At 31.8% G+C, this 22,864-nt stretch carries 22 protein-coding genes; 21 read left to right on the forward strand and 1 reads right to left on the reverse strand.

Annotated features, from left to right (window positions below; translation table 11 throughout):
• Positions 1-2 precede the first annotated feature (2 nt).
• The 21 genes from pseC (at position 3) to V7Z48_RS01690 (ending at position 20,389) form a co-directional block, all read left to right on the forward strand.
• Positions 3-1,190 carry a UDP-4-amino-4,6-dideoxy-N-acetyl-beta-L-altrosamine transaminase gene (pseC, locus tag V7Z48_RS01590; protein WP_334111635.1) on the forward strand — a complete coding sequence of 396 codons (1,188 nt, stop codon included), beginning with the start codon at positions 3-5 and terminating at the stop codon, positions 1,188-1,190.
• Positions 1,177-1,698, forward strand: coding sequence for a GNAT family N-acetyltransferase (locus V7Z48_RS01595; protein WP_334111636.1), 522 nt, complete (start codon positions 1,177-1,179; stop codon positions 1,696-1,698). Before pseC ends, V7Z48_RS01595 begins: the two co-directional genes overlap by 14 nt.
• On the forward strand, positions 1,691-2,569 hold the full coding sequence (locus V7Z48_RS01600; protein WP_334111637.1) for an aldo/keto reductase: 879 nt from the start codon (positions 1,691-1,693) through the stop codon (positions 2,567-2,569). Before V7Z48_RS01595 ends, V7Z48_RS01600 begins: the two co-directional genes overlap by 8 nt.
• Positions 2,560-3,318 (forward strand): glycosyltransferase family protein, encoded by a 759-nt coding sequence (locus tag V7Z48_RS01605; RefSeq protein WP_334111638.1) that lies wholly within the window; start codon positions 2,560-2,562, stop codon positions 3,316-3,318. Before V7Z48_RS01600 ends, V7Z48_RS01605 begins: the two co-directional genes overlap by 10 nt.
• A 2-nt stretch (positions 3,319-3,320) precedes the next feature.
• Positions 3,321-4,628 carry an aminotransferase class III-fold pyridoxal phosphate-dependent enzyme gene (locus V7Z48_RS01610; RefSeq protein ID WP_334111639.1) on the forward strand — a complete coding sequence of 436 codons (1,308 nt, stop codon included), beginning with the start codon at positions 3,321-3,323 and terminating at the stop codon, positions 4,626-4,628.
• Positions 4,629-4,634: 6 nt separating this feature from the next.
• Entirely contained in the window at positions 4,635-5,210 is a 576-nt protein-coding gene (locus tag V7Z48_RS01615) for a GNAT family N-acetyltransferase (protein ID WP_334111640.1), read from the forward strand.
• 3 nt (positions 5,211-5,213) lie between these two features.
• Positions 5,214-5,888, forward strand: coding sequence for an SDR family NAD(P)-dependent oxidoreductase (locus tag V7Z48_RS01620; protein ID WP_334111641.1), 675 nt, complete (start codon positions 5,214-5,216; stop codon positions 5,886-5,888).
• Complete coding sequence (locus V7Z48_RS01625; RefSeq protein ID WP_334111642.1) at positions 5,885-6,583, forward strand: metallophosphoesterase family protein; 699 nt, start codon at positions 5,885-5,887, stop codon at positions 6,581-6,583. Before V7Z48_RS01620 ends, V7Z48_RS01625 begins: the two co-directional genes overlap by 4 nt.
• Positions 6,584-6,590: 7 nt before the next feature.
• Positions 6,591-7,541, forward strand: a complete 951-nt coding sequence (locus V7Z48_RS01630) for an ATP-grasp domain-containing protein (protein ID WP_334111643.1) — start codon at positions 6,591-6,593, stop codon at positions 7,539-7,541.
• 102 nt (positions 7,542-7,643) lie between these two features.
• Positions 7,644-8,687: a pseudaminic acid synthase gene (gene pseI / locus V7Z48_RS01635; protein ID WP_334111644.1), complete on the forward strand. Its 1,044-nt coding sequence runs from the start codon at positions 7,644-7,646 to the stop codon at positions 8,685-8,687.
• A 312-nt stretch (positions 8,688-8,999) separates the two neighbouring features.
• Entirely contained in the window at positions 9,000-10,187 is a 1,188-nt protein-coding gene (locus tag V7Z48_RS01640; protein WP_334111645.1) for a glycosyltransferase family 4 protein, read from the forward strand.
• Between the two features lie 181 nt (positions 10,188-10,368).
• A complete protein-coding gene (locus V7Z48_RS01645) occupies positions 10,369-11,835 on the forward strand; it encodes a lipopolysaccharide biosynthesis protein (RefSeq protein ID WP_334111646.1) in 1,467 nt (488 codons plus the stop codon).
• A gap of 46 nt (positions 11,836-11,881) precedes the next feature.
• On the forward strand, positions 11,882-12,973 hold the full coding sequence (locus tag V7Z48_RS01650; RefSeq protein ID WP_334111647.1) for an EpsG family protein: 1,092 nt from the start codon (positions 11,882-11,884) through the stop codon (positions 12,971-12,973).
• Between the two features lie 48 nt (positions 12,974-13,021).
• The gene (locus tag V7Z48_RS01655) at positions 13,022-13,873 is read left to right on the forward strand and encodes a hypothetical protein (protein ID WP_334111648.1); all 852 of its coding nucleotides are present in this window, start codon (positions 13,022-13,024) and stop codon (positions 13,871-13,873) included.
• Positions 13,874-14,132: 259 nt separating this feature from the next.
• Positions 14,133-14,915, forward strand: a complete 783-nt coding sequence (locus V7Z48_RS01660) for a hypothetical protein (RefSeq protein WP_334111649.1) — start codon at positions 14,133-14,135, stop codon at positions 14,913-14,915.
• Positions 14,916-15,668: 753 nt separating this feature from the next.
• Complete coding sequence (locus V7Z48_RS01665; protein ID WP_334111650.1) at positions 15,669-16,685, forward strand: NAD-dependent epimerase/dehydratase family protein; 1,017 nt, start codon at positions 15,669-15,671, stop codon at positions 16,683-16,685.
• A complete protein-coding gene (locus V7Z48_RS01670; protein WP_334111651.1) occupies positions 16,666-17,004 on the forward strand; it encodes a cupin domain-containing protein in 339 nt (112 codons plus the stop codon). Before V7Z48_RS01665 ends, V7Z48_RS01670 begins: the two co-directional genes overlap by 20 nt.
• Positions 17,005-17,006: 2 nt before the next feature.
• Positions 17,007-17,741 (forward strand): WecB/TagA/CpsF family glycosyltransferase, encoded by a 735-nt coding sequence (locus tag V7Z48_RS01675; RefSeq protein WP_334111652.1) that lies wholly within the window; start codon positions 17,007-17,009, stop codon positions 17,739-17,741.
• Between the two features lie 2 nt (positions 17,742-17,743).
• Complete coding sequence (locus V7Z48_RS01680) at positions 17,744-18,589, forward strand: GNAT family N-acetyltransferase (RefSeq protein ID WP_334111653.1); 846 nt, start codon at positions 17,744-17,746, stop codon at positions 18,587-18,589.
• 31 nt (positions 18,590-18,620) lie between these two features.
• On the forward strand, positions 18,621-19,469 hold the full coding sequence (locus V7Z48_RS01685) for a polysaccharide deacetylase family protein (RefSeq protein WP_334111654.1): 849 nt from the start codon (positions 18,621-18,623) through the stop codon (positions 19,467-19,469).
• A gap of 122 nt (positions 19,470-19,591) precedes the next feature.
• Positions 19,592-20,389, forward strand: a complete 798-nt coding sequence (locus V7Z48_RS01690; protein ID WP_334111655.1) for a class I SAM-dependent methyltransferase — start codon at positions 19,592-19,594, stop codon at positions 20,387-20,389.
• A gap of 133 nt (positions 20,390-20,522) precedes the next feature.
• On the opposite strand, the gene V7Z48_RS01695 is transcribed toward V7Z48_RS01690, so the two are convergent.
• Entirely contained in the window at positions 20,523-22,850 is a 2,328-nt protein-coding gene (locus V7Z48_RS01695; RefSeq protein ID WP_334111656.1) for a GumC family protein, read from the reverse strand.
• Positions 22,851-22,864: the final 14 nt, after the last annotated feature.

Raw genomic sequence — 22,864 nt, forward strand, 5'->3', positions numbered from 1 at the left:
CGATGAAAGCAATACCATACGGAAGACAAAATATAACAGAAGAAGATATTAAGGTTGTTTTAGAAACACTACAGTCCGATTATTTAACGCAAGGTCCAAAAATAGCAGAGTTTGAAACAGCCTTTGCCAACTATATAGGCAGTGAATACGCCGTTGCTTTGGCAAACGGAACTGCTGCCTTGCACCTGTGTACTTTGGTACTTGGCGTTAAAGAAGGAGATAAAGTAATCACTACGCCAATTACTTTTGCGGCATCAGCAAATTGCGTTAGATATTGTGGAGGAGAAGTGGTGTTTTCTGATATAGATCCCGAAACCTATTTATTAGATATTAATAAAGTAAGACTGCTCTTAGAAAATGCACCAAAAGGAACTTATAAAGGCATTATTCCAGTAGATTTTGCAGGAAGATCCAACGATTTAGAAGCTTTTAAAGCCTTAGCAGACGAATTTGAATTATGGATCATTGAAGACTCATGTCATTCACCAGGTGGTTCATTTAAAGACTCCCAAGGCAATACCCAAAATTGCGGCAATGGAAACTATGCCGACTTAGCCATATTTTCATTCCATCCAGTTAAACATATAGCTTCGGGAGAAGGTGGTATGATTACTACTAACGACAAAAATCTGTATGAAAAATTATTGCAATTACGCACCCACGGCATTGTAAAAAATAATGATTTATATACCAACACGGTAGAATTGGCAGGCGGAGAAGATCAATATCCAGGATGGTATATGGAAATGCAAAATTTAGGCTTTAACTATCGCCTCACCGATTTTCAAGCGGCCTTAGGCTTAAGTCAGTTGTCTAGAGCAGACCATGGTATTTCTCGTAGAAAGGAAATTGCCACTAAGTACTTTGATGCGTTAAAGGACCAAGCCTACATAAAAGGACAATCTGGTGTTGTTGAAGGTCATGCCTATCACCTTTATATTATAGAAGTTGAAGACCGATTGGGATTATATAACTATTTGCGAAATAAAAACATTTATGCCCAAATTCATTATATCCCTTGTCATTTAATGCCGTATTACAAACAGTTTGGCTGGAAAGAAGGTGATTTTCCTTATGCCGAAAACTATTATAAACACTGTATAAGTTTACCAATGTACCCAACATTAACTGATGATGAACAAGCTTATGTTATCAATGAAATAAATACGTTCTACAGTGAAAAATATTGATATAGAATCTGAACGTTTAACTTATAAAAGAGTATCGTCTGAGCACATTTCAGAGGATTATGTAAGCTGGATTAATGATTCGGAAGTCAACAGATATCTAGAAACCAGAGGGAATTATACCTTAGATTTATTAAAATCTTATATTGAGCAACAGTACGATAAAGCTACTTTTTTTTGGGCTATTCATCTGAAAGACTCAAATAAATATATCGGAAACATAAAAATTGACCCGATAAATTTTGAAACAAAATCGGGAGAATACGGCATTTTAATTGGAGATAAATTAAACTGGGGAAAAGGTTACGCAAGTGAGGCCACTATAAGAATTATAAACTATTGTTTTGATGAACTTGAACTCACAAAAATAACACTTGGTGTAATTGAAGATAATGTAAGCGCCGTTAACTTGTATAAAAAATTAGGTTTTAAAATAGACGAGGTTATTCAAGGAACTAAGGTCTATAACAACAAAATAAGTAATTCATTAAGAATGTCGATACATGCCTAAAATTTCAACACATAAATTTATTCTTGGAACCGTTCAAATGGGCTTAAATTATGGTATTAATAATTCAAGCGGAAAGGTGTCCTTAGATGATAGTTTTGAAATTTTAGAATACGCTTTCGATAATGGTATTAGAATTTTAGACTCTGCTGAAGCTTATGGTGATGCACATCAAGTTATAGGAGCGTTTCACAAAAACCATCCTGAAAAAACTTTTGAAATCATCACCAAATTAACACATCATTTTGATGCACAAATCAAAGAAAAGGTTTCAATATATCTCGCCGAATTGCAGGTGTCTCAATTACACGCTTTGTTATTTCACAGTTATGATAGTTTCAAGAAAAACATTGGCAATTTTGACGTTTTATTAGAATTAAAAGCACAGAATAGAATAAAACATATTGGTGTTTCAGTTTATACTAACACAGAAATTGAAGCTGTAATTTTAAACGATGATATAGAGATTATACAAATTCCATTCAATCTTTTAGACAATAACGCTCTACGCGGTGAAATACTAAAAAAGGCAAAAGCTAAAGGCAAAACCATTCATACGCGTTCGGCTTTTTTACAAGGCTTATTTTTTAAAGATTTAAATTCAGAAAATCCCACAGTAAAACAGCTGCATAAAGAATTAATGGAACTTGGCGATATAAAAATTAAAAGTAATTACCCTATGTCTCAGCTCGCCTTAAATTATTGCGCACAACAAGATTATATAGATAATGTTTTGATTGGCGTAGATTCTAAATCACAACTACAAGAAAATATAACAGCATTAAATCTTAGCATGTCTCCCGAGATAATGGCAGATATAGATGCTATAAAAGTTAAAAATGTAGACCTTTTAAATCCTTCGTTATGGACATAAAAACTGTATTAATAACACAAGCCAGATCTGGCAGTACGCGATTACCTGGCAAGGTTTTAAAAGAGGTCAACGGTCAATCTTTACTCGAAATTCACTTAGAGCGCTTAAAAAAATGCACTAAAGTCTCTAAAATAATTGTCGCCACTACTGTTAAAGCAGCCGACGAAATTATATACAATAATGCCATTTTGTGGGGATTTGCGGCTTCAAGAGGATCAGAAGATGACGTATTAGACCGATTTTATCAAGCGTCAAAACACGAACATGCCGACTGGATTGTTAGAGTCACGTCAGATTGTCCGCTATTAGACCCGAATTTGGTAGATGACATTATTTCTTTTGCACAATCAAACCAATATGATTATGTCTCAAACAGCATCATAGAAGTTTATCCAGACGGACAAGATGTAGAGGTATTTAAATTTTCAGCCTTAAAAACAGCTTGGAAACATGCGAAATTAAAGTCAGAACGAGAACACGTAACACCTTACATCAGAAATAACGCTGATGGGAAAGGCGAAAATAGTTTCACTACTTTCAATTATCCATGCGATGCTAACTATTCGCATATTCGTATGACGGTTGATGAACCAAGAGATTTTGATTTAATTGAACATATTATTCTAAAATTGGGAACCAAAAAATCCTGGCTAGAATACACAAACTATATCATAGACAATAATTTAACAAAATTAAATGGAGGAATCATAAGAAATGAAGGTTTCTTAAAATCCTTAAAAAAAGATTAACAATGGGAAAAGGACAAGATTTATATGTTAAAGCAAAAAGCTTAATTCCGGGAGGAACAATGTTGCTTTCAAAACGACCAGAAATGTTTTTACCAGACCTCTGGCCATCCTATTTTTCTAAGTCTAAAGGCTGCAAAGTTTGGGATTTAGACGGGAGAGAATTGTTAGATATGTCCATCATGGGCATAGGCACCAATGCGCTTGGCTATGGTAATGACGAGGTTGATGCCGCAGTAATTGAAACCGTAAAAAAGGGCAATATGAGTACTTTAAACTGTCCTGAAGAAGTATATCTAGCAGAAAAACTTATGGAAATTAATCCATGGGCAGACATGGTAAGATTTGCACGCAGTGGTGGCGAAGCCAATGCCATTGCCATTAGAATTGCACGTGCAGCTTCTGGCAAAGATAATGTAGCTATTTGTGGTTATCATGGATGGCATGATTGGTACTTGTCTGCTAACCACAATGGAGGTGATGATTTAAAAGCACATTTAATTCCAGGCTTAAGTCCTAAAGGTGTGCCAAAAAATTTGAAAAATTCTGTGTTTCCGTTTCATTATAATAATTTTAAAGAGCTTCTGGAAATTGTAGAAGAGCACAATATAGGTGTTATCAAAATGGAGGTTATGCGAAATTTTGGACCTGAAGATAATTTTCTGCAAAAAGTAAGAGATTTAGCCACTCAAAAAAATATTGTTTTAGTTTTTGATGAATGTTCTTCAGGATTTAGAGAAACCTATGGCGGCATGTTCAAAAAATTTGATGTCATACCAGATATGGCTATGTTTGGCAAAACCATTGGTAACGGCTATGCTCTAACGGCTGTGGTAGGTAAAAAATCGGTTATGGAAGCAGCGCAGTCTACATTTATAAGCAGCACATTTTGGACTGAGCGCATAGGACCAACAGCAGCCCTTGCAACCTTAGATATCATGGAACGTGAAAAATCATGGGAAACCATCACGGCTACAGGAGCAAAAATGCAGAAGGGCTGGAAAGATTTGGCTAATGCTCACGGTCTTGATATTACAGTATCTGGAATACCAGCCATGACCACTTATGGGTTTAACTCTGAGAATGCTGCGATTTATAAAACTTTCATCACTCAAGAAATGCTTAAAAAAGGATTCTTGGGAAGCACTCATTTCTATGCCTGTACAGCACATACAGATGCGCATATAAAATCGTATTTTGATGCTTTAGATGATATTTATAGTACCATCGCCAAATGCGAATCTGGAGAAGTTGATGCCAACAAATTATTAGATGGCCCTGTGTGCCACAGTGGATTTAAAAGACTGAATTAAAGTACTATGAGCTTTGAATATAAGGTTTTAAAACAACAAATATTTTCTAATGGACAGCAGTCCCTTATTCCTATAAGAATGAAGGATCGCCACAATATTAGAAAGTGGCGCAATGAACAAATCTTTCATTTAAGGCAAAATAAAATTTTAACTGAAGCAGAGCAAGACCATTATTTTAATACCGTTGTTAAAGCTCTATTTGCAGAAGTGCAACCTAATCAAATTTTGTTTTCATACCTAGAGAACAACCAATGTATTGGTTACGGTGGTTTGGTGCATATAAATTGGATCGACAAAAATGCCGAGATTTCATTTATAATGAATACAGAATTGGAAAAGGACTATTTTTCTAAACATTGGATTGTTTTTTTAGAACTAATTGAGCAGGTAGCCTTTCATGAATTAAAACTTCATAAGCTATGCACCTACGCTTTTGATTTAAGACCACATTTATACGAGATTATCGAAAATGCAGGCTTTGTAAAAGAGGGAATCTTAAAAGAACAATGCTTATTTAATGGTGAATACAAAGATGTAATTATGCACGGAAAGTTGAATAAAAGTGATGATAGCGTAATATAAATCATGAAGAAAACAGTTGTAATAACAGGAGCAAATAGAGGTTTAGGTAAGGCCTTCGTTGATGTTTTAATTAAAGACCAAGACTGTTTTATTGTTTCATTATCAAGAAGTTTAAGTGAGGAGCAAAAGAGCTATTCTTCAAAGCAATTCTATTTTTTAGAATTAGATTTATCAAAAAACAATGTAGAATCAAGAATCACAGTATTAAAAGATTTGATTGGTGATGAACCCGTTTATTTTATTAATAATGCCAATATTATTGAACCTGTTGTAACAATTGAACACTTAGATACAGAAGCCATAGATAAAGCTATATCTGTCAATATTAAATCAACAATGGTCATCACGAACTATTTTTTACGAAACTTTAAAACAAATCTATTAACTTTTGTAAATATAAGTTCAGGAGCAGCAAATAGAGCAATATGCAATTGGTCGCTCTATTGTTCTTCAAAAGCTTTTATTGAAATGTTTTTTAAAGTTGCTCAATGCGAATACCCACCGCACAGCTTTTTTAACATAAATCCTGGCGTTATGGATACTGGCATGCAGAAAAGTTTAAGGGATAGTCATTTTCCTGACGTTGAAAATTTTAAAGATTTACATAAAGAAGGTCAATTAAAAGCACCCATTGATGTTGCAGCCGAGATTTTAAAAACTGTACAATTAGGCACATGAAAATAGCCATTATTTCAGATATCCACGGAAATTATGATGCTCTTGTTGAGGTCCTAAAAAAGGCCAAATTAGAGGGAGTAGAGCATTTATTAGTGTTAGGTGATATCGTTGGCTACTATTATGATCCAGATAAAATATTAAAGGCACTTTCAAATTGGAGTTGCGATATTATAAAAGGAAATCATGAGTATATCCTAGAAACGCTTTTAACAAACCCTTCATTAGATGAGTCTATTAGATTAAAATACGGCAGTGGTCATAGAGAGGCGATACTTAAACTTAATGAGCAACAATTAAAATTTTTAAAAGATTTACCTGAAAAAAAATCAGTAAAATTTGACGAAACATCATTTTTAATGTCCCATGGGAGTCCATGGTCTAACGATTTTTATATATATCCAGATTGCGACAAACATATCATCGAAAAGAGTGATTCCAAAGAACACGATTTTGTGTTAATAGGGCATTCGCATTATGCCTTTGCTATTAAAAATAAAAATAGCATACTATTAAATCCAGGTTCGGTTGGGCAATCAAGACAAGTTGGTGGTAAAGCATCTTGGTGTATAGTTGATTCTAAGAATAAGTGTTTTCAGATGATTTCAACAGATTATAATGTTGCAAGTTTGATTGCTGAAATTGCAAAAAAGGATGGAGACATTGCATATTTGACTAAAGTTTTAATCAGAAATTAATTAGGAGATGAATAAAAGGCTAAACATACTAGTAACAGGTTGTGGTGGAGATATCGGTCAAAGTCTTGGAAAGATATTGTTAAAATCACCCTACACGAAAAACTTGTTCGGGATTGATATATCTGATAAAAATGCAGCAAAATTTATTTTTCCCAATTTTTCTGTTGGTTTGCGAATTGCAAATTGTGAATATCTAAAAAAATTAGAAGCATTTACAGATGACAACTCCATTGATATTGTTATACCTATTGCCGAACCTGAACTACGTTTTTTTTCAGAAAACAGTGTTTTAGATAGCATAGGAAACGCAAAAATGATAACTGCATCATCAAAGGCATTAGAAGTTGGATTTGACAAATATAAAACTGCCCAATTTTTAGAAGCGGAAGGGTTTCCATTTCCCCGAACGTATTTAGCAAAAGATATAACAACAATTCAATCTTTTCCGGTTATTTTAAAGTCGAGAACAGGCTCAGGAAGCAAGAACATCTATAAAATTGATACCATGGATGAGTTTCAATTTTATACCAGAAACAATATAGAAGATTATGTTGTACAAGAATTCATAACCGATAAAAATGGAGAATTTACCTGTGGTTTGTTCAGAAGCAGTAAAGGTGAGATACGTTCTCAAATTTTTAAAAGAGAACTTATTAGCGGCTATAGTGGCTACGGTGAAGTTATAGAAAATAAAACTATCACATCACTTTTAGAGAAACTTGCAGTGAGGTTAGATTTAGTGGGAAGTATTAATGTTCAACTAAGAATATCAGAAAATTCGCCTAAAATTTTTGAAATAAATCCAAGATTTTCAAGTACAGTACTGTTTAGACACTTATTTGGTTTTGAAGATTTAATATGGTCAATAGAAGATAGATTAGGATTAAAATTGTCTGACAACAGAAAAGATGTCGTAGGAAAAAAATTCTATAAAGGTTACGAAGAATATATAAAATAGGCAGTTTAGATAAACTTATGAACAAGCTGTTTATAAGCCTAATGAATAAATGGAATATTTTACAGCGAACAAAAAGACTGTTATAATAATTAATGTTAACACATGAAAATAGAAAACTTTACAATTGATCAAAACTCACCAGTTTTTATTATTGCTGAATTGTCTGCTAATCATAATGGTAGTATCGATACCGCAACAGAGACAGTAAAAGCAGCAAAACGTGCAGGTGCTGATTGTATTAAGTTGCAAACATTCACGGCAGATACTATAACTTTAGATTGTGATAAAGAAGATTTTAAAATTAGTCAAGGAACACTTTGGGATGGTCAGTATTTGCACGATTTATATAAGTCAACCCATTTGCCATGGGAATGGCATGAGAAGATTATGGAGGTAGCCAAACAAGAAGGTTTAATTTGTTTTTCGTCGCCGTTTGATCCTACTTCCGTAGAATTTTTAGAAAAATTAAATGTCCCAGCATACAAAATAGCATCATTTGAAATTACGGACATTCCTTTAATCGAGCTAATTGCCTCTAAAGGAAAGCCTGTAATTATTTCAACAGGTATTGCAGAGCAAGAAGATATAGAGTTGGCCTTAGATGCTTGCAGAAGAATGGGTAATAACGACATTGCATTACTGAAATGTACCTCGAGTTATCCTGCGCCAATTGAAGAAGCAAACATGTGCATGATTAAAGATTTCGCAACCCGCTATAATGTAATTAGTGGTTTGTCTGATCATACAATGGGTTATACTGTTCCGGTAGTAGCCACCGTAATGGGAGCGAAAATTATCGAGAAACATTTTATATTAAATCATGATATCGGCGGGGCTGATGCTTCATTTTCAATGAATGAGTCCGAATTCAAGGAAATGGTAAAAGCAGTTAGAGAAGCTGAAAGCGCGATTGGTCGTGTAGATTATACGTTAACCGAAAAACAACGTAAAGGAAGAGATTTTTGCCGTTCTTTATATGTAACAAAGCCCATAAAAGTTGGGGAGATATTCACTAAAAATAACCTGCGTTCTGTAAGACCAGGGTTTGGTTTGCATCCAAAATTTTACAACGAAGTTTTAGGACAAAAATCAAGTGTTGATATAGAAAAAGGAACACCCTTAAAATGGGATTTAATCACAAGGTAAGTTGATATACCCAAATAATATGGGGATATTATATAAAAGATACACAACTAAATGAAAAATAATTATATCGATAAACTCCTATTAATTATTAGTTTTTATCAATTTTAATTTTTGCCGAATCATTAACTAAATATTATGTTGTTAGAATATTCTTGATTAAACGGTTACGTGAAATTAAAAAACCGCTCTAGATTCATTTTCAGATATTAAATATGTACTCGATAATAATTTTTTGAATTTCTTGAATAATGAATATTACATTTTATTGTCGTGAGAGCCACCAAAGCCGTTTGAATTATAAAACATACAAACATGAAAAAAGTAGCATTGATTTATAGTGCAAATTTATCCAATCCAACTGGTGCAAGTGCAATCATTAGAAATTTTGCGGATTCAAAAGCGATTTTCACAAAAAACGGCATTCAGCTTACTATACATGCCCCTGACGTGCAAAGTCAAGACATGAAAATTTCCGTTCAAAAAGAAGAAAAAAAAGGATTTTATAGTAAGTCTGCCGAAATGATAAGTAGTTACGGTGTTAATCACGCTATTGGTGCTGTAATAAGACTTTTTGTGCCGTACATCCGCTCTACTACAGTAAAAGATTACCTGAAAAAAAACACCAATGACGATGTTGTTTTCTTTCACGAACTTTTTACTTGTTATAAATACCTCAAGAAAACGAAAAACAAAGATGCGAAAGTAGTTCTTGTCTTACACAATGATGGGGATACTTATAAAATGCTTAGAACAGAATATAAAACACTCGAAAAATCCATTTTCTATAAATATTTTGAACAAATCGAACAATACACTTTGGAGAATATTGATCTCTTGGGATTCAGTGCTGTTTATCCGTGTAAAAATTTCCTAAGCCTACATCCTGATTACGATGAAAAAAAGATTTTCTACGTTTATAATGGATTATCATTCGATCCACTGAAAAAAAATATCAGGAATAATAATTCTGGTGTTTACGAAATCTGTTGCGTAGGAACAGTTATGGAAAGAAAAGGTCAGCGCTTTATTGTAGAAGCCTTGTATAAAATGGCTCAAAATAATGCTATTCCAAATATTCATTTTTCCATTATTGGAGGAGGACCACTAAAAAATGAATTGGAAATGCTATCTAAGCAGTACGGTATTTCGAAATATATTACTTTTTGCGGGTCCACTAGTAACGTTAATAAATATCTCGAAAATAGCGACTTATTTATTTTACCAAGTATAACAGAAGGGTTCCCGATAGCCATTTTAGAAGCTATGAGAGTTGGATTGCCTATAGTATCAACAAATGTTGCTGGTATTCCTGAAATGATAAAAGATGAACATAATGGAGTGATTATTGAGCCGTCAGTAGAGGGCGTATTAGGTTTTCTAAACAACTTCAATAAATATGACTGGAAGCAAATGGGCGAAAATTCATATAAACTTTTTCTTGAAAAATTTACTACCGAAAAAATGATGGGATCTTATGCAACTGTTTTGAAAGCTGTATAAGATTCCAAATCTTTTTTCTATTTTAAAACCCAACGAAAATGCTAAATATTTATCCGTTAATTAAAGATTTTTTTAAAAAAATCATATAAAGTTTCGAATGAGGCTATAATTTATGTTGAACGATTCGAATAAACGCATTGCGAAAAATACCATCTTTCTTTATATAAGGATGATCGTCATCATGCTTGTATCCTTATATACGGCGAGAATTGTTTTAATTTATTTAGGAATTGAAGATTTTGGTATATACAATGTGGTTGGTGGCGTTATTGTACTATTGGGGTTTTTACATACCGCATTAACCAATGCCTCTCAGCGCTTTCTCACCTTTGAAATTGGAAGAAAGAATAATGAACAACTGAAAAAGACATTCAGTTTAATTATGACGTCCCATTTGATGATCTCATTGATCATACTTGCTCTGGCAGAAACTATTGGATTGTGGTTTATCAATACCCAACTTAATATCGCCGAAGACAGAATGATTGCGGTAAATTGGGTGTTTCAATTCTCGGTATTTACCTTCATCATTAATATGCTGCGGGTACCATATAATGCAATGGTGGTTGCTTATGAAGAGATGTCTTTTTTTGCTGTAGTAAGCATCATTGAGACAAGTCTTAAACTAGGAGTTGTATTCCTTTTGCCTGTTATTGATATAGATAAACTTAGTTTGTATGGCGGATTAATGTTTATCGTGCCACTTTTAAGTACTTTAATGTACAAAGCGTATTGCAATAAAAAATTTAAAGCTTCTAACTATCAATTTCAATGGGAGAAAAAATTATTTATGCAATTAACATCCTTCTCAGGGTGGTCAATGATGGGTGCTACTGCTAATATTGGCGCACTACAAGGCGGAAATATCTTATTAAATTTATTTTCTGGTGTTGTAGCAAATGCCTCCTTCGGAATAGCGACTCAGGTAAGTACGGCGGTATCTACTTTTTCATCTAATTTATTAATAGCATTTAATCCTCAAATCATAAAAAATTACTCCTCTGCAGATATCGAAGGAATGTTTAAGCTCATTTTAAGAGCATCCTCATTTGCCTCTTATTTAGTCTTGTTAATTGCTATTCCATTTTTACTTAATACAGAGTTGATATTAGACCTTTGGTTAAAAGATGTACCGCAATATGCCGTAGTTTTTTGTCAATTAATGATTATATACCAAATAATCGATGTTATTCAAGCACCTTTGGGCACACTCATTAACGCAACCGGAAAAATTAAGGTGTACCATTTATGGTTAAGTGCGCTGCTCATATTGAATATTCCAATTGCTTGGTATTTGTTAAAAATTGGGTGGGAACCTTACTGGGTTTTGTTAGTTAGAGTTATATTGAATTTTATTTCTTCAATTTTGCGAACCATTCATGTGAAATATCTTGTAAATTTCCCTACTTGGACTTATTTTAATACTGTAATAGTTAGATTTTTGCTTGTATCTATACCAGCATTCTTACTAGCTACCTTAGTTAAACAACTATTTAATTCTGGTGTTTCTGGATTTATTTATAACTCTATAATTTCTGTATTGATTACTAGTATTATTATATATATAATTGGGATAAGTAAAAATGAACGTGCCTTCATAAATGGTTATCTCATAAAAATAATTCGCATTAATAAAAATGATACGTAAATGAATAAGTTTTCTTAAGTAATTTTTGTAAAATGTTTTCAATATTATGTTAGCGACTCTTCTTTTTTATTTAACAGTGATGTTTGTTTGTTTAGGCCTTATTAATTGGTCTAATAGAAATAACAATAAATATGGAGTTTACGGTGCCTACTTAATTTTGATTTTAATATCTGTTCTGAGATATGACATCGGAAATGACTATAGAGCCTACACTGAATTTATCCAATTTTTGGCGAATCAATTTAAGCTTTCTTATTATGTTCCCTTAAGCGATGAAACTAGGGAACCACTTTTTTATATTTTAACCTATATTTTTAGAGAGTCAACCTATCCATATCTCTGGGTGCTTGGTATACATTTTATTATTAGTTTGTTTTTTCTTTATAAGGCTTTCGAAGATAATGATAGCCATTTTATCGGAATCCTGATTTTTTTCATCTCTGGAATGTTGTTTGTTTACTGGGATCAAGTGCGTCAAGCAGTTGCGATCTCAATAATTTTATATGCCATTAAATATATTAAAGAGGGAAATTTTTTGAAGTATTTGTTGTTTGTACTATTGGCTGCAACAGCTCATTATTCAGCAATTTTACTTTTACCTTTTTATTTTATTAGCAAAATAAAACCAAGGAGAATTATTTATATAATTATTATACTTGTATTAGCACTTTCTAATGCAGCAACGAATTATTTTAATTATTTATTTGAAAATATTATAACTTTAATCCCATACTTTGACACAAAAGAATCATCATACTCCTATATCCAAATTCTGTCTACAGGTTATAAAATTAGGGTGTTTTTTTATAGCCTCATTTGGAGTACAATCATCTTTTTTCTACCAGATAAACAAAAGGTTTTAATTAATTTTCTATTCGTAGGAGCAATTATTTTCATTATGGCAAGTGGAGCCCTTAACGTTATGAGAATTAGCTTTTATTTCATATTTACTATGACGCTTGCATTTCCCCTGGTATTAAAAATAGAAAAGGCCAGAACTATTATGCTAGTACTGTTAATCGGATTATTTCTGTTTTTTGCAAGGGACGTCATCACAGATACTGGAACAAGAGGTTGTGTACCATACGACACAGTTTTTTCTGACAATTTTCCAAATTATTTTAGAAAAAGAGAGTAACTAATATGGCCTATTAAACAAACCAAATCATTATAAAATTTTAAAACAATGTTTAAAGTAAAACTCTTAAAGAAGCTATATCAATTCTTTCAGAAATTAATGGAAACGATAGTCTCATTACTATCAGTTGGTTTGTTAGCTTCATTTTCAACAGCCAGAAAGTTTGAAAAACTTGATATTAATAAAAAAAATGACACATGTTACATATTAGGAAATGGACCGTCTTTGAAAACAGATCTTGAAAAAGACATGGAATTGTTTTGTAACAATGATGTTATTGTAGTTAATACAATGTGTAAATCACAGCAATATAAAGTTATAAAACCTAAATTCTACATTTTATTAGATCCCATTTGTTTTGATCCAGAATGGAATGAATATGACGCTGTGGTGGAAGGTTTATTAAGTACAGATTGGGAAATGTTTCTATTACTTCCAATTAATTTATGTCCTAAGGAATTTCATTCAATATTCGCTAGTAAGCCTAATTTAAAAATAGTTTTCTTTAATGTAATCCGAGTAGTTGGATTTCCTAAGATCTCATTTTTTCTATATAAACACGGTTTAGGAATGCCCTATTTAAGAAATGTGATGACACAGGCCATTATGTGTGCAATTAATAAGGATTACAAGAAGATAATTCTATATGGGGCCGACCATTCTTGGACTAGAGATTTGGATGCTGACGAGAAAAATAGAATTTATATAAAAGACAAGCATTTTTATGAAGACGATGTTAAACGATATCTTCCAGTTGGCATGTATCGGGAATATTTGTACCAACATTATCTAACATTTTTATCTCATCATATCATGAACAAATATGCAAAATACCGCGGATCACGAATTATTAATAAAACCAAGTACTCATTCATTGAAGATTATGATACCGAAGAATAATTATTCAAAATTTTGGGTTTTGATAAATGATATATTTTACTAACAAATTGAAATAAACAGGTGTATTTAACTCCTATGAATAATTTTAATTTATAAGTGTAAACAATATAGGGAAAACTAAAAAACCGAGACTTACAAAAGCTGGTACAAATGTTTGTAATTTTAAATTCCCTAACACTATTAGATAGTTAGACTGGAATTTGTTCGAAAAAAAGATGTTTTAAATTAAGATTTATCATAAATAATAAAAAGAAAGTTTATGCTCATATTTTGTATTCCGCTTAGATCGAAAGAAGTTTCAAAAAATTGGAATAAAGTCTCGAAACTCTTTAACAGAACCTTGGAATCTGTATACAATCAGACTAACCCAGATTTCAGGGTGTTTGTAGCTTGCCATCAAATTCCTACCCTTGATAGAGCATATGATGACAGAGTTCAGTTTATCATCGTGAACACTAAAATTCCGATAACCTACTTAGATATGATGGATGACAAAGACTCTAAAATTTATCATTGCCAAAATGCGGCGCGTAAGTATTTAATAGAACAAAACTGCGAAGGAGCCTATTTTATGAATGTGGATAGTGATGATTTAATATCTTGTAAAATAGCAGATTTTGTTGCTAATAAAGCAACGAAACAAGTTTATACTTCTAGGCATGGCTACATTTATTTTGAAGGTCTTACATACATGAAAAAAGCAAGACGACTTGAAAGAACCTGCGGAAGCTGTTTTGTTATATATTTAAGCGTAAATCAACTGCCGCACAATGATCAGGGATTTTTACTGAATAATATTGATAAATGCCCGTTTACCCCTCATCATAGTGATATTTGGCATAAATTGATTAACATTAAGAAATGGAGTCATGGTTTTATCCCTTTTGCTACAACAATCTATATAGTGAATAATGTAAATGTAAGTAACTTCGCAAATCATCAAATAGGTAAAAACAGAAGATTAGAATATAGATTTGAATTACGCCGAAAAATTTCTCATTACGAAAAAGAATTTAATATAAACCAAAACACATATTTATAGGAGATATAAATTATTAAAGCTCAGGTAATATATTATAGCAATTAGGAAGATATAAATACAACAAAATTTTCACTTGCGTTTTTCGTCATATTGTTTTATAGAGATGTCTATCTTTTTAATAGAAATTCAAATTTGGTTGGAATTTTATTAAACCCAAGAATTCATACAGTTATGATGTAACATATTTAAAATTCATGATGGGATAAAGCCAAATATATCCATACATAAACCCTACAAAAATTACTTAAATACCTGAATTACAAGTAATAATTATACTGCGTTATTACAGCTCGTAGTTTTTACCGTTTATCTGTTTATTTATGCCGTTTAACGCAGAGCGCGAACTTTGAAACGTATTTCAACTAATTTTTTATCTATTTATCTAAAAAGTGATACTGATTAAGATTGTATGTAATTTGTAGGGGCATAATATCAAAGAGTTACATAAATAAAAATTAAATTTGAAAGAGTTTAATTATTGTGCAAATCCACCTAATTTACAAAAAGTAAGTGCTTAAGACAATGTAAAACTTACGGACAATTGAGAGCTTAAAATCTTTTAATTGTCAATAATCATATTTTTTCCAATTTTAAAGATTTATTGATGGTGCCATGTTATAATTTAACATTACAGCTAAATCACAAAAAGTCAATAATATCTACATTAATCGAAGCTGTTATTCTTTTTTTAATTCTTAAAATAATATTGAACGCTTTTCTGGGATTTATATAACAAAACATACATAAAGTATTATGACACAGAAATTAAGTGGTAAAATTTTAGTTACAGGTGGTGCTGGCATGATTGGCTCTAATTTAGTTAAAAGGTTAATCAATGAAGGTAACTCCGTAAAAGTTGTAGATAATTTATGGAGGGGCAAACTTGATTATTTATATGAAGATGGTAAACCTATTATTGATTTTGAAAAGGATTTTTTTAATAGAGATTTATCAATAGCTGGTAATTGTGATGACCTTTTAGATGATATTGAAATTGTATATCATTTAGCAGATATAGTTGCGGGTATCAATTACGTTTTTAGCAATCAAGGAAGTCTTTTTAGACAGAACAATCTAATCAACTCCAATGTAATCACGTCAGTTAGAAATTTTGGGAAAAATGTCAAAGGCTTTATTTATGTGGGAACAGCTTGCAGTTTTCCTCTAACTAGACAAAATTCGTTAGATGTTATTCCTTTAAAGGAAGAGGAACTCTATCCTGCCTTACCAGAGTCTGCATACGGTTGGAGTAAATTAATGGGACAATATGAAACGGACTTATTAGAAAAAGAAACGGGCATTCTCTGTTCTGTTTTAATGCTGCACAATGTTTATGGTTCTCCATGTGATTATGGTGAACGAAGCCAAGTTATACCTGCTCTAATTAGAAAGGCGATAAATTTTCCAAATGAAGAATTTATAGTTTGGGGAAGTGGCGAACAAGGTAGGGCCTTTATTCATGTCAATGATGTGGTCAATGCGCTTTGTTTAACTAAGCAGAAAGGCTTAGGAAAAGGTGTTATACAAATTGGCCCGTCAGTTTGCACCTCTATAAAAGAAATTGCAGAAACTGTGGTGGAGATTTCTGGTAAGAATATAAAAGTTGAATATGATACAACTAAACCTGAGGGTGATAAAGCGAGAAGTGCAGATTATTCTAAAGCACAACGGGTATTAGGCTGGGAACCGTTGGTTGATCTTAGAAGTGGTTTAGAACAACAATATAATTGGATTAATAAACGCATACAAAGTGAAGGAAGTAGTTTATAAAAATCTAAAAAGCATAGCACAAGAATCGACTTCTCATGCAGTTGGTTCAAAAAGGATTTTGCTTAAAGATGCCGAATGTGAGTCTATGTTAACTCAGGCCGCAATAGGATATTTTTTGAAAGGTGATTTTGTAGATAAGCATTCGCATCCTTCAATGGAAGAGTATTATTTTTTTACAAAAGGGAAAGCAAAACTTACTATTGAAAATATTGAATATTCCTGCGAAAAAAACACCTTTATTAAAATCCCAAAAAACTCAATCCATTCATTAATGGCAATAACAACTGTAGAATTTATATACTGGGGAATAGCACTTTAATTATGAAAGATAACAGTTATTTCAATGTGAAATTAGAATTTGATTGCGATAAAGTTGATCAAATAATTCATGATGCCATAATTAATAATGGCAAAGGTTATGTTTGTTCTGTTGACGGAAATGTTTTATCCGTCGCAAATACTAACCCTGAATTTAATACCATCGTTAATAACTCGCTAGTTAATATTTGTGACGGCAATTCTATTGCAATGTTGGCAACTTTAATTCATAAAAGAAAGTTCAAAACCTACATTGGGGCCGACTTATTTCTTAAATATATTAAAATGGCTAAATACAGGTCATTCTTTTTAGGTAACACATCTGAGGTGCTTCAAGGTTTAAAATCTAATTTATCAAAATATGATTCTAACATTGGTAATATGAGATTTGAAACATTACCATTCAAAAGTGTAGAGGATTTTAATTATTCAGAAATCGCAAAAATGATTAACGAAGATAATCCTGATATTATCTGGGTTTCGTTAGGGGCACCAAAACAAGAAAATTTTATGTCAAAGCTTCAACCGTATTTAAACAGAGGCGTTATGTTTGGATTTGGGGCCATATTCAATTTTAATTCAGGTGTAAACAATGAAAGAGCTCCAAAAGTCTTTCTAAAATTAAAATTAGAATGGGTATACAGATTATTTAAAGAACCTAAGAAACAGTTTCAAAAATTTAAAATGTACACTAAAGTTCTTCCTTCATTAATTTACAATGAAATAAACATTAAATAATTATGTACGATTTTAAACAAGTAAAAGTAGATAATAAAAGTATACAAGAAATTGCATCATTATTGAGCTTGGTGTTCACTTCTACAAAAAAATTTACTACAGAATTTATTGAATGGCAATACGCTAAAAACCCTAATGGCTCTATTGTTGGGTTTAATGCTTTTTCTGGAGAGGAACTTGCAGCCCATTATGTTACACAGCCAGTTGTGGTTGAATTAAAAGGGAAAAAAACAAGAGGGCTGCTATCACTTAACACGGCAACTCATCCCAATCACCGTGGGAAACAATTATTTACAAAACTTGCAGAGTTAACCTATGAATATGCTAGAAATAATGGTTACGAGTTTGTTTATGGTGTTGCCAATGATAATAGCACACATGGTTTTATAAAAAACTTAGGCTTTCAAATGGTTTCACCATTAAATACAAAAATTGGGTTTGGGAAAATTAATCATAAATCATCTGGTATTGATTACGATTTTAAAAGAGTTTGGACGCAAAAGGACCTTAACTGGAGATTAAACAATCCTTCATTGAAGTATTACAGAAATAAAAATCAAATTATCGTTCCAACTGGCAAAACCGGCCTAAATGCAACAATATACGAATGTGATGACAATCAATTAATCGAAAATATACCAATAAAAAACTTTAAAGGTTTAAACCTTTTAAAACTTAATGTTGGTCTTGACCATTCAATTGATTGGAAAAAGGCATTTTATTTTGATGTTCCAAAGCGATTTAAATCCTCACCGCTAAATTTAATTTTTAAAGATTTAAGTGATAAGGTTGTTACAGTCGATTCTGAAAAAATTAAGTTTGAAATTATCGATTTTGATGGATATTAATAAATTATTATTTGTGCTAAAAATTTAATAGATGAATATTTTAACTTTCGATATTGAGGAATGGTTCCATTTATTAGATAATGCTTCAACTAAAACGGAGACCCAGTGGCAAAATTTTGAAGTTCGCATTCATAAGAATATGGAGCGTATTTTTAAGATATTAGAAGCAACCGATGCTAAAGCCTCTTTTTTTGTGCTAGGCTGGATAGCCGAAAAATATCCAGAAGTGGTTAAAGAGATTAGCGATAGAGGTTACGAAATCGGCAGTCATACTACGTCTCATCAATTGGTATATGAGCAGAATAAACAATCGTTTAAAACCGATACAGAAAGGTCTATTAAATCTTTGGAAGATATTTCAGGTAAAAAAGTAAAAATGTTCCGTGCACCAGGTTTTTCAATTACAGAAAAAAATAAATGGGCTTTTGAGGTATTATATGAACTAGGTATTGAGACAGACTCCTCTGTTTTTCCCGCCGGTAGAGCACACGGTGGCTTGCCGTCGTACGGTGTGGCAGAACCTACAATTTTGAAATACAATGGCGTTCAATTAAAAGAGTTTCCTATAAATACTTATTCATTATTAAATAAGCCTATGATATTCTCAGGTGGAGGCTATTTTCGATTTTTCCCATATAAATGTATTAAAAATTGGACTCAAAAATCGAATTATGTTATGTCGTATTTCCATCCCAGAGATTTTGATCCAGACCAGCCTATGATTAAAGATTTGCCAGTTCACAGAAGATTTAAATCTTATGTTGGATTAAAGAAGGCGGACAAAAAATTAGAAAAATGGATTTCTGATTTCGAATTTATAGATATTGAAACAGCAAATAATCAAATAGATTGGAAAACAGTCAAAACAATACAATTATAATGTTTGAGGTTTTTTTCAAAGCCAAATTAAATAGGTTTTTATTATAAATTGAAGTAATTGCATTATATATTATACATCTAACTATGTTGAATTTTAATGAATTATCTTAAAAAGGAATAATTATGAATAGAGATACACTAAACCACAATGAATTTCTTGAAATAGAAAAAGAATTTCATGATAATTATGCTAATAAATTAGATTGGGACGAACCATTAAAGGAGCGACTAAGTTATGATATTGCTAGTGTTGGTTTGGTAAATCTTGACAAGCGCTTCGTAGAGATGCTTGGTTCTATAAAAGATAAAAAAATATTAGACATCGGCTCTGGTTTTGGCAACGCAGCACTAAATCTCGCCCAAAATGGAGGTATGGTTACAAGCATTGATATTTCACCAAATTTAATTAAAGGATGTAATTATAGAGCAGAAAAACACGGATTGGATGTGGATTTTCGGGTAATGGATGCCCAGAATCTTATATTTGAAGATAACACTTTCGACATAATTTTAGGATATAGAACCATTCACCATCTGCAAGACATTAATTCATTCCTCCTAGATGCGAAACGTTGTTTAAAACCAGGTGGCTTCGTGTTATTTGTTGAACCGCAAAAATATAATCCTTTTGTTGAATTTGGTCGTGTATTTATCAAAAACAGCTATGAAGATGATAGAACTCCTACGGAACATCCTTTAGTACCAAGTGACCTTAAATTAATGAAAAAAATATTTGGCAATATAGAAAAACATGAATATCTCTTTTTAAGTTCTGCTTGCCAATTTTTCAGTATGAAAGGATATCAAAAGCTTTTTAAAATAACGGATCGAATATTTACATCAGTTGACAGTGGATTAAGGCATATACCTTTTCTTAGACCTTTATACTGGCAAGTTTTGGTAAAATGTCACAAACAATAGTCAATCTGAAATTCAAAAAATCAGTTGCTTCAATGTGTATTGGAATGAATTAAAAGAACAATAATTTGGAAATATTTTTATTAATTTATGGACTTTTATTTAATTTAAACTAAAGACCACGAGACAAAGGATTTTAGGTGAATACTCTTTTCCACCACGGTGTTCTCGATAGTCCGTAAATTTGATTGTAACCATATGCTAACCTTGGTTCACTAGAATTGAGAACTATAGTCATATTATCTAGCTGATTAGTTTCATATAGTTTTTTCGGAATTTTTAACATTCGCTTATCCAGATAATTTGCTCTTACCAAATAAATGAATAAATCTGTTCTATTTTGACTTAATAATATAGTATCGGTTACTACACCTACAGGAGATGTGTCAACAATTACAAAATCGTAAATCTTATTGGCATAATCAAATAACTGCTCAATTCTACCGTTCAAAAGTAATTCAGTTGGGTTGGGCGGAACTGCACCACTTTGCAAAAAATCAAGGTTCAACGAAACAGTTTCAATCAAAGTTTCTGGCTTAATGGTATCATCTGTTAAATAATTTGATAGGCCCTCTTTATTGTTCACTTCTAAAATCTTAGCTAAAGATGGTTTTCTGATATCACCTTCAATAAGCAGTACTTTTTTTGATGATAAAGCAAAAATTTTAGCCAAATTAACAGAAAGACTTGTTTTCCCCTCACCTTCAACTGTAGAGGATATAAAAATATTTTTAGACGCCGTTTTATTTTTTGCTAATGCAAAGTCAATATTGGTTCTTAATGCTCGTAATGCCTCAACTAATGGACTTTTATCATCATGTTTTAAAGTATAATTACTCAAATCTTTAAATCTTGGAATTTCTCCAAGTATTGGAGCAGAAATAACAGACTCAACATCTAATGTGCTATTAACCTTATTATTCAATAAAAAAGAAATATTAAGAAACATAAATGGAATTAAAAGTCCTAACAAAAGACTAATAAAAAGTACCAACATTCGCTTGGGAGACACTGGATTATTACTTCCATAGGGTGCATCAATTACTTTTGCATTTGGAGCCTTTACGGCTAGTTTTATCGCGTTTTCTTCTCTTATTTCTAATAGATATAGATACAAGGTTTCTACAATCTGCTGTTGACGCTCAATATCTTTAAGTGCTCTCTCTTGTTTTGGTATAGCAGTGATTTTAGAACTCAATTTATTTTCTTGTTTTCTCAAATCATTTAATGAAATTGTTAGGGAGGATTCTAAATTTGATAGACTTTGTGAAATACTTCTTTTCAAATCTAAAAGTTGACTATCTAAATTAGCGATTATAGGGTTTTGACTGCTTGCGCCTTTTAAAAGTCTATTGCGCTCCATTAAAATTTCATTGTAAATTACAGTGCTTTGGTTTAAAGAAATATTAGACAAACCCAAATTAGTTGGTATTAACTCATTTTCCTTATTGTTAATAAAATCTGACATATAACCAACAAGTTTTAACTGCGTACTTAAGTCAAGGGCTTCTTTTTCTAATTCACTATTTGTACTTATAATTAAACGTGATTCAGAATCAATATCTGTAAGATAGTTACTTGTTTTAAAGTCCTGAGTATCGCTATCTAACAAAGTAAGTTCTTCGAAAATCCTATCTATTCGTTCATTTATAAATTTTTCAGTGTTTTCAGCAATTAAGGTTTTATCACTTATCCCTTCAAGATTATATTCTTGAATTAATAATTTCACAATATCTTCGGCCCTTTCTTTAATAGGGTCTTCTATTGAAATCATGATGAGACTAGTTTCTCTATCTATTTGTTCAATACGAAGTGCACGTCTATATTGATCGGCCACAATTGACAAAGGCTTTATTGTCAAATTAATTTTCAAACCTACTTCAATGGTTGCGGTTTCTGTAGGTGTTACCGTAAAATCTGCAATATTACTTTCTACATTTTCACCAAATAAATAACTACCAACAATTCTATCTTGGGCGTCTAACAAGTCAAACTTTGTTTTAGACGTTGGGATTATTGATATTAGCGTGTCTGTATTGTGTATTAGAGAATCTTTATTAAAAAAATTAAATTTAAAAGGAAGGCTAGTCCCGTATAATCCAATATCATGTATTCTACCTTGTCTATAATACATTTTGTTAAGACCTAATTTCATAACAACATTTTCGGTCAAACTGCGAGATCTTAAAATCCCCATTTCAGTGCCGAATTTTGAATTGTTATTGCCATCTATACCTAAATCTCTGAAAGCTGAAATTTCTGATGTTACACTTTCATTTTCTTTGTCATATATTAGAATGATAGCTTCAACTTTGAATTGTGGTGTGGCATAACGTAAATAAAGAAATGAACCCACAATAGCAATTATTATGGATGCAACGAACCATTTCCAATGATAAAGGTATCTCTCTATAAATTCTCTTAAATTAAATTTAGTTTTTTTGAAAGAATCTATGTCATTCATATTAGTATTCATTA

Source organism: Paucihalobacter sp. (genome assembly GCF_036825875.1).
Taxonomy (GTDB): domain Bacteria; phylum Bacteroidota; class Bacteroidia; order Flavobacteriales; family Flavobacteriaceae; genus Paucihalobacter.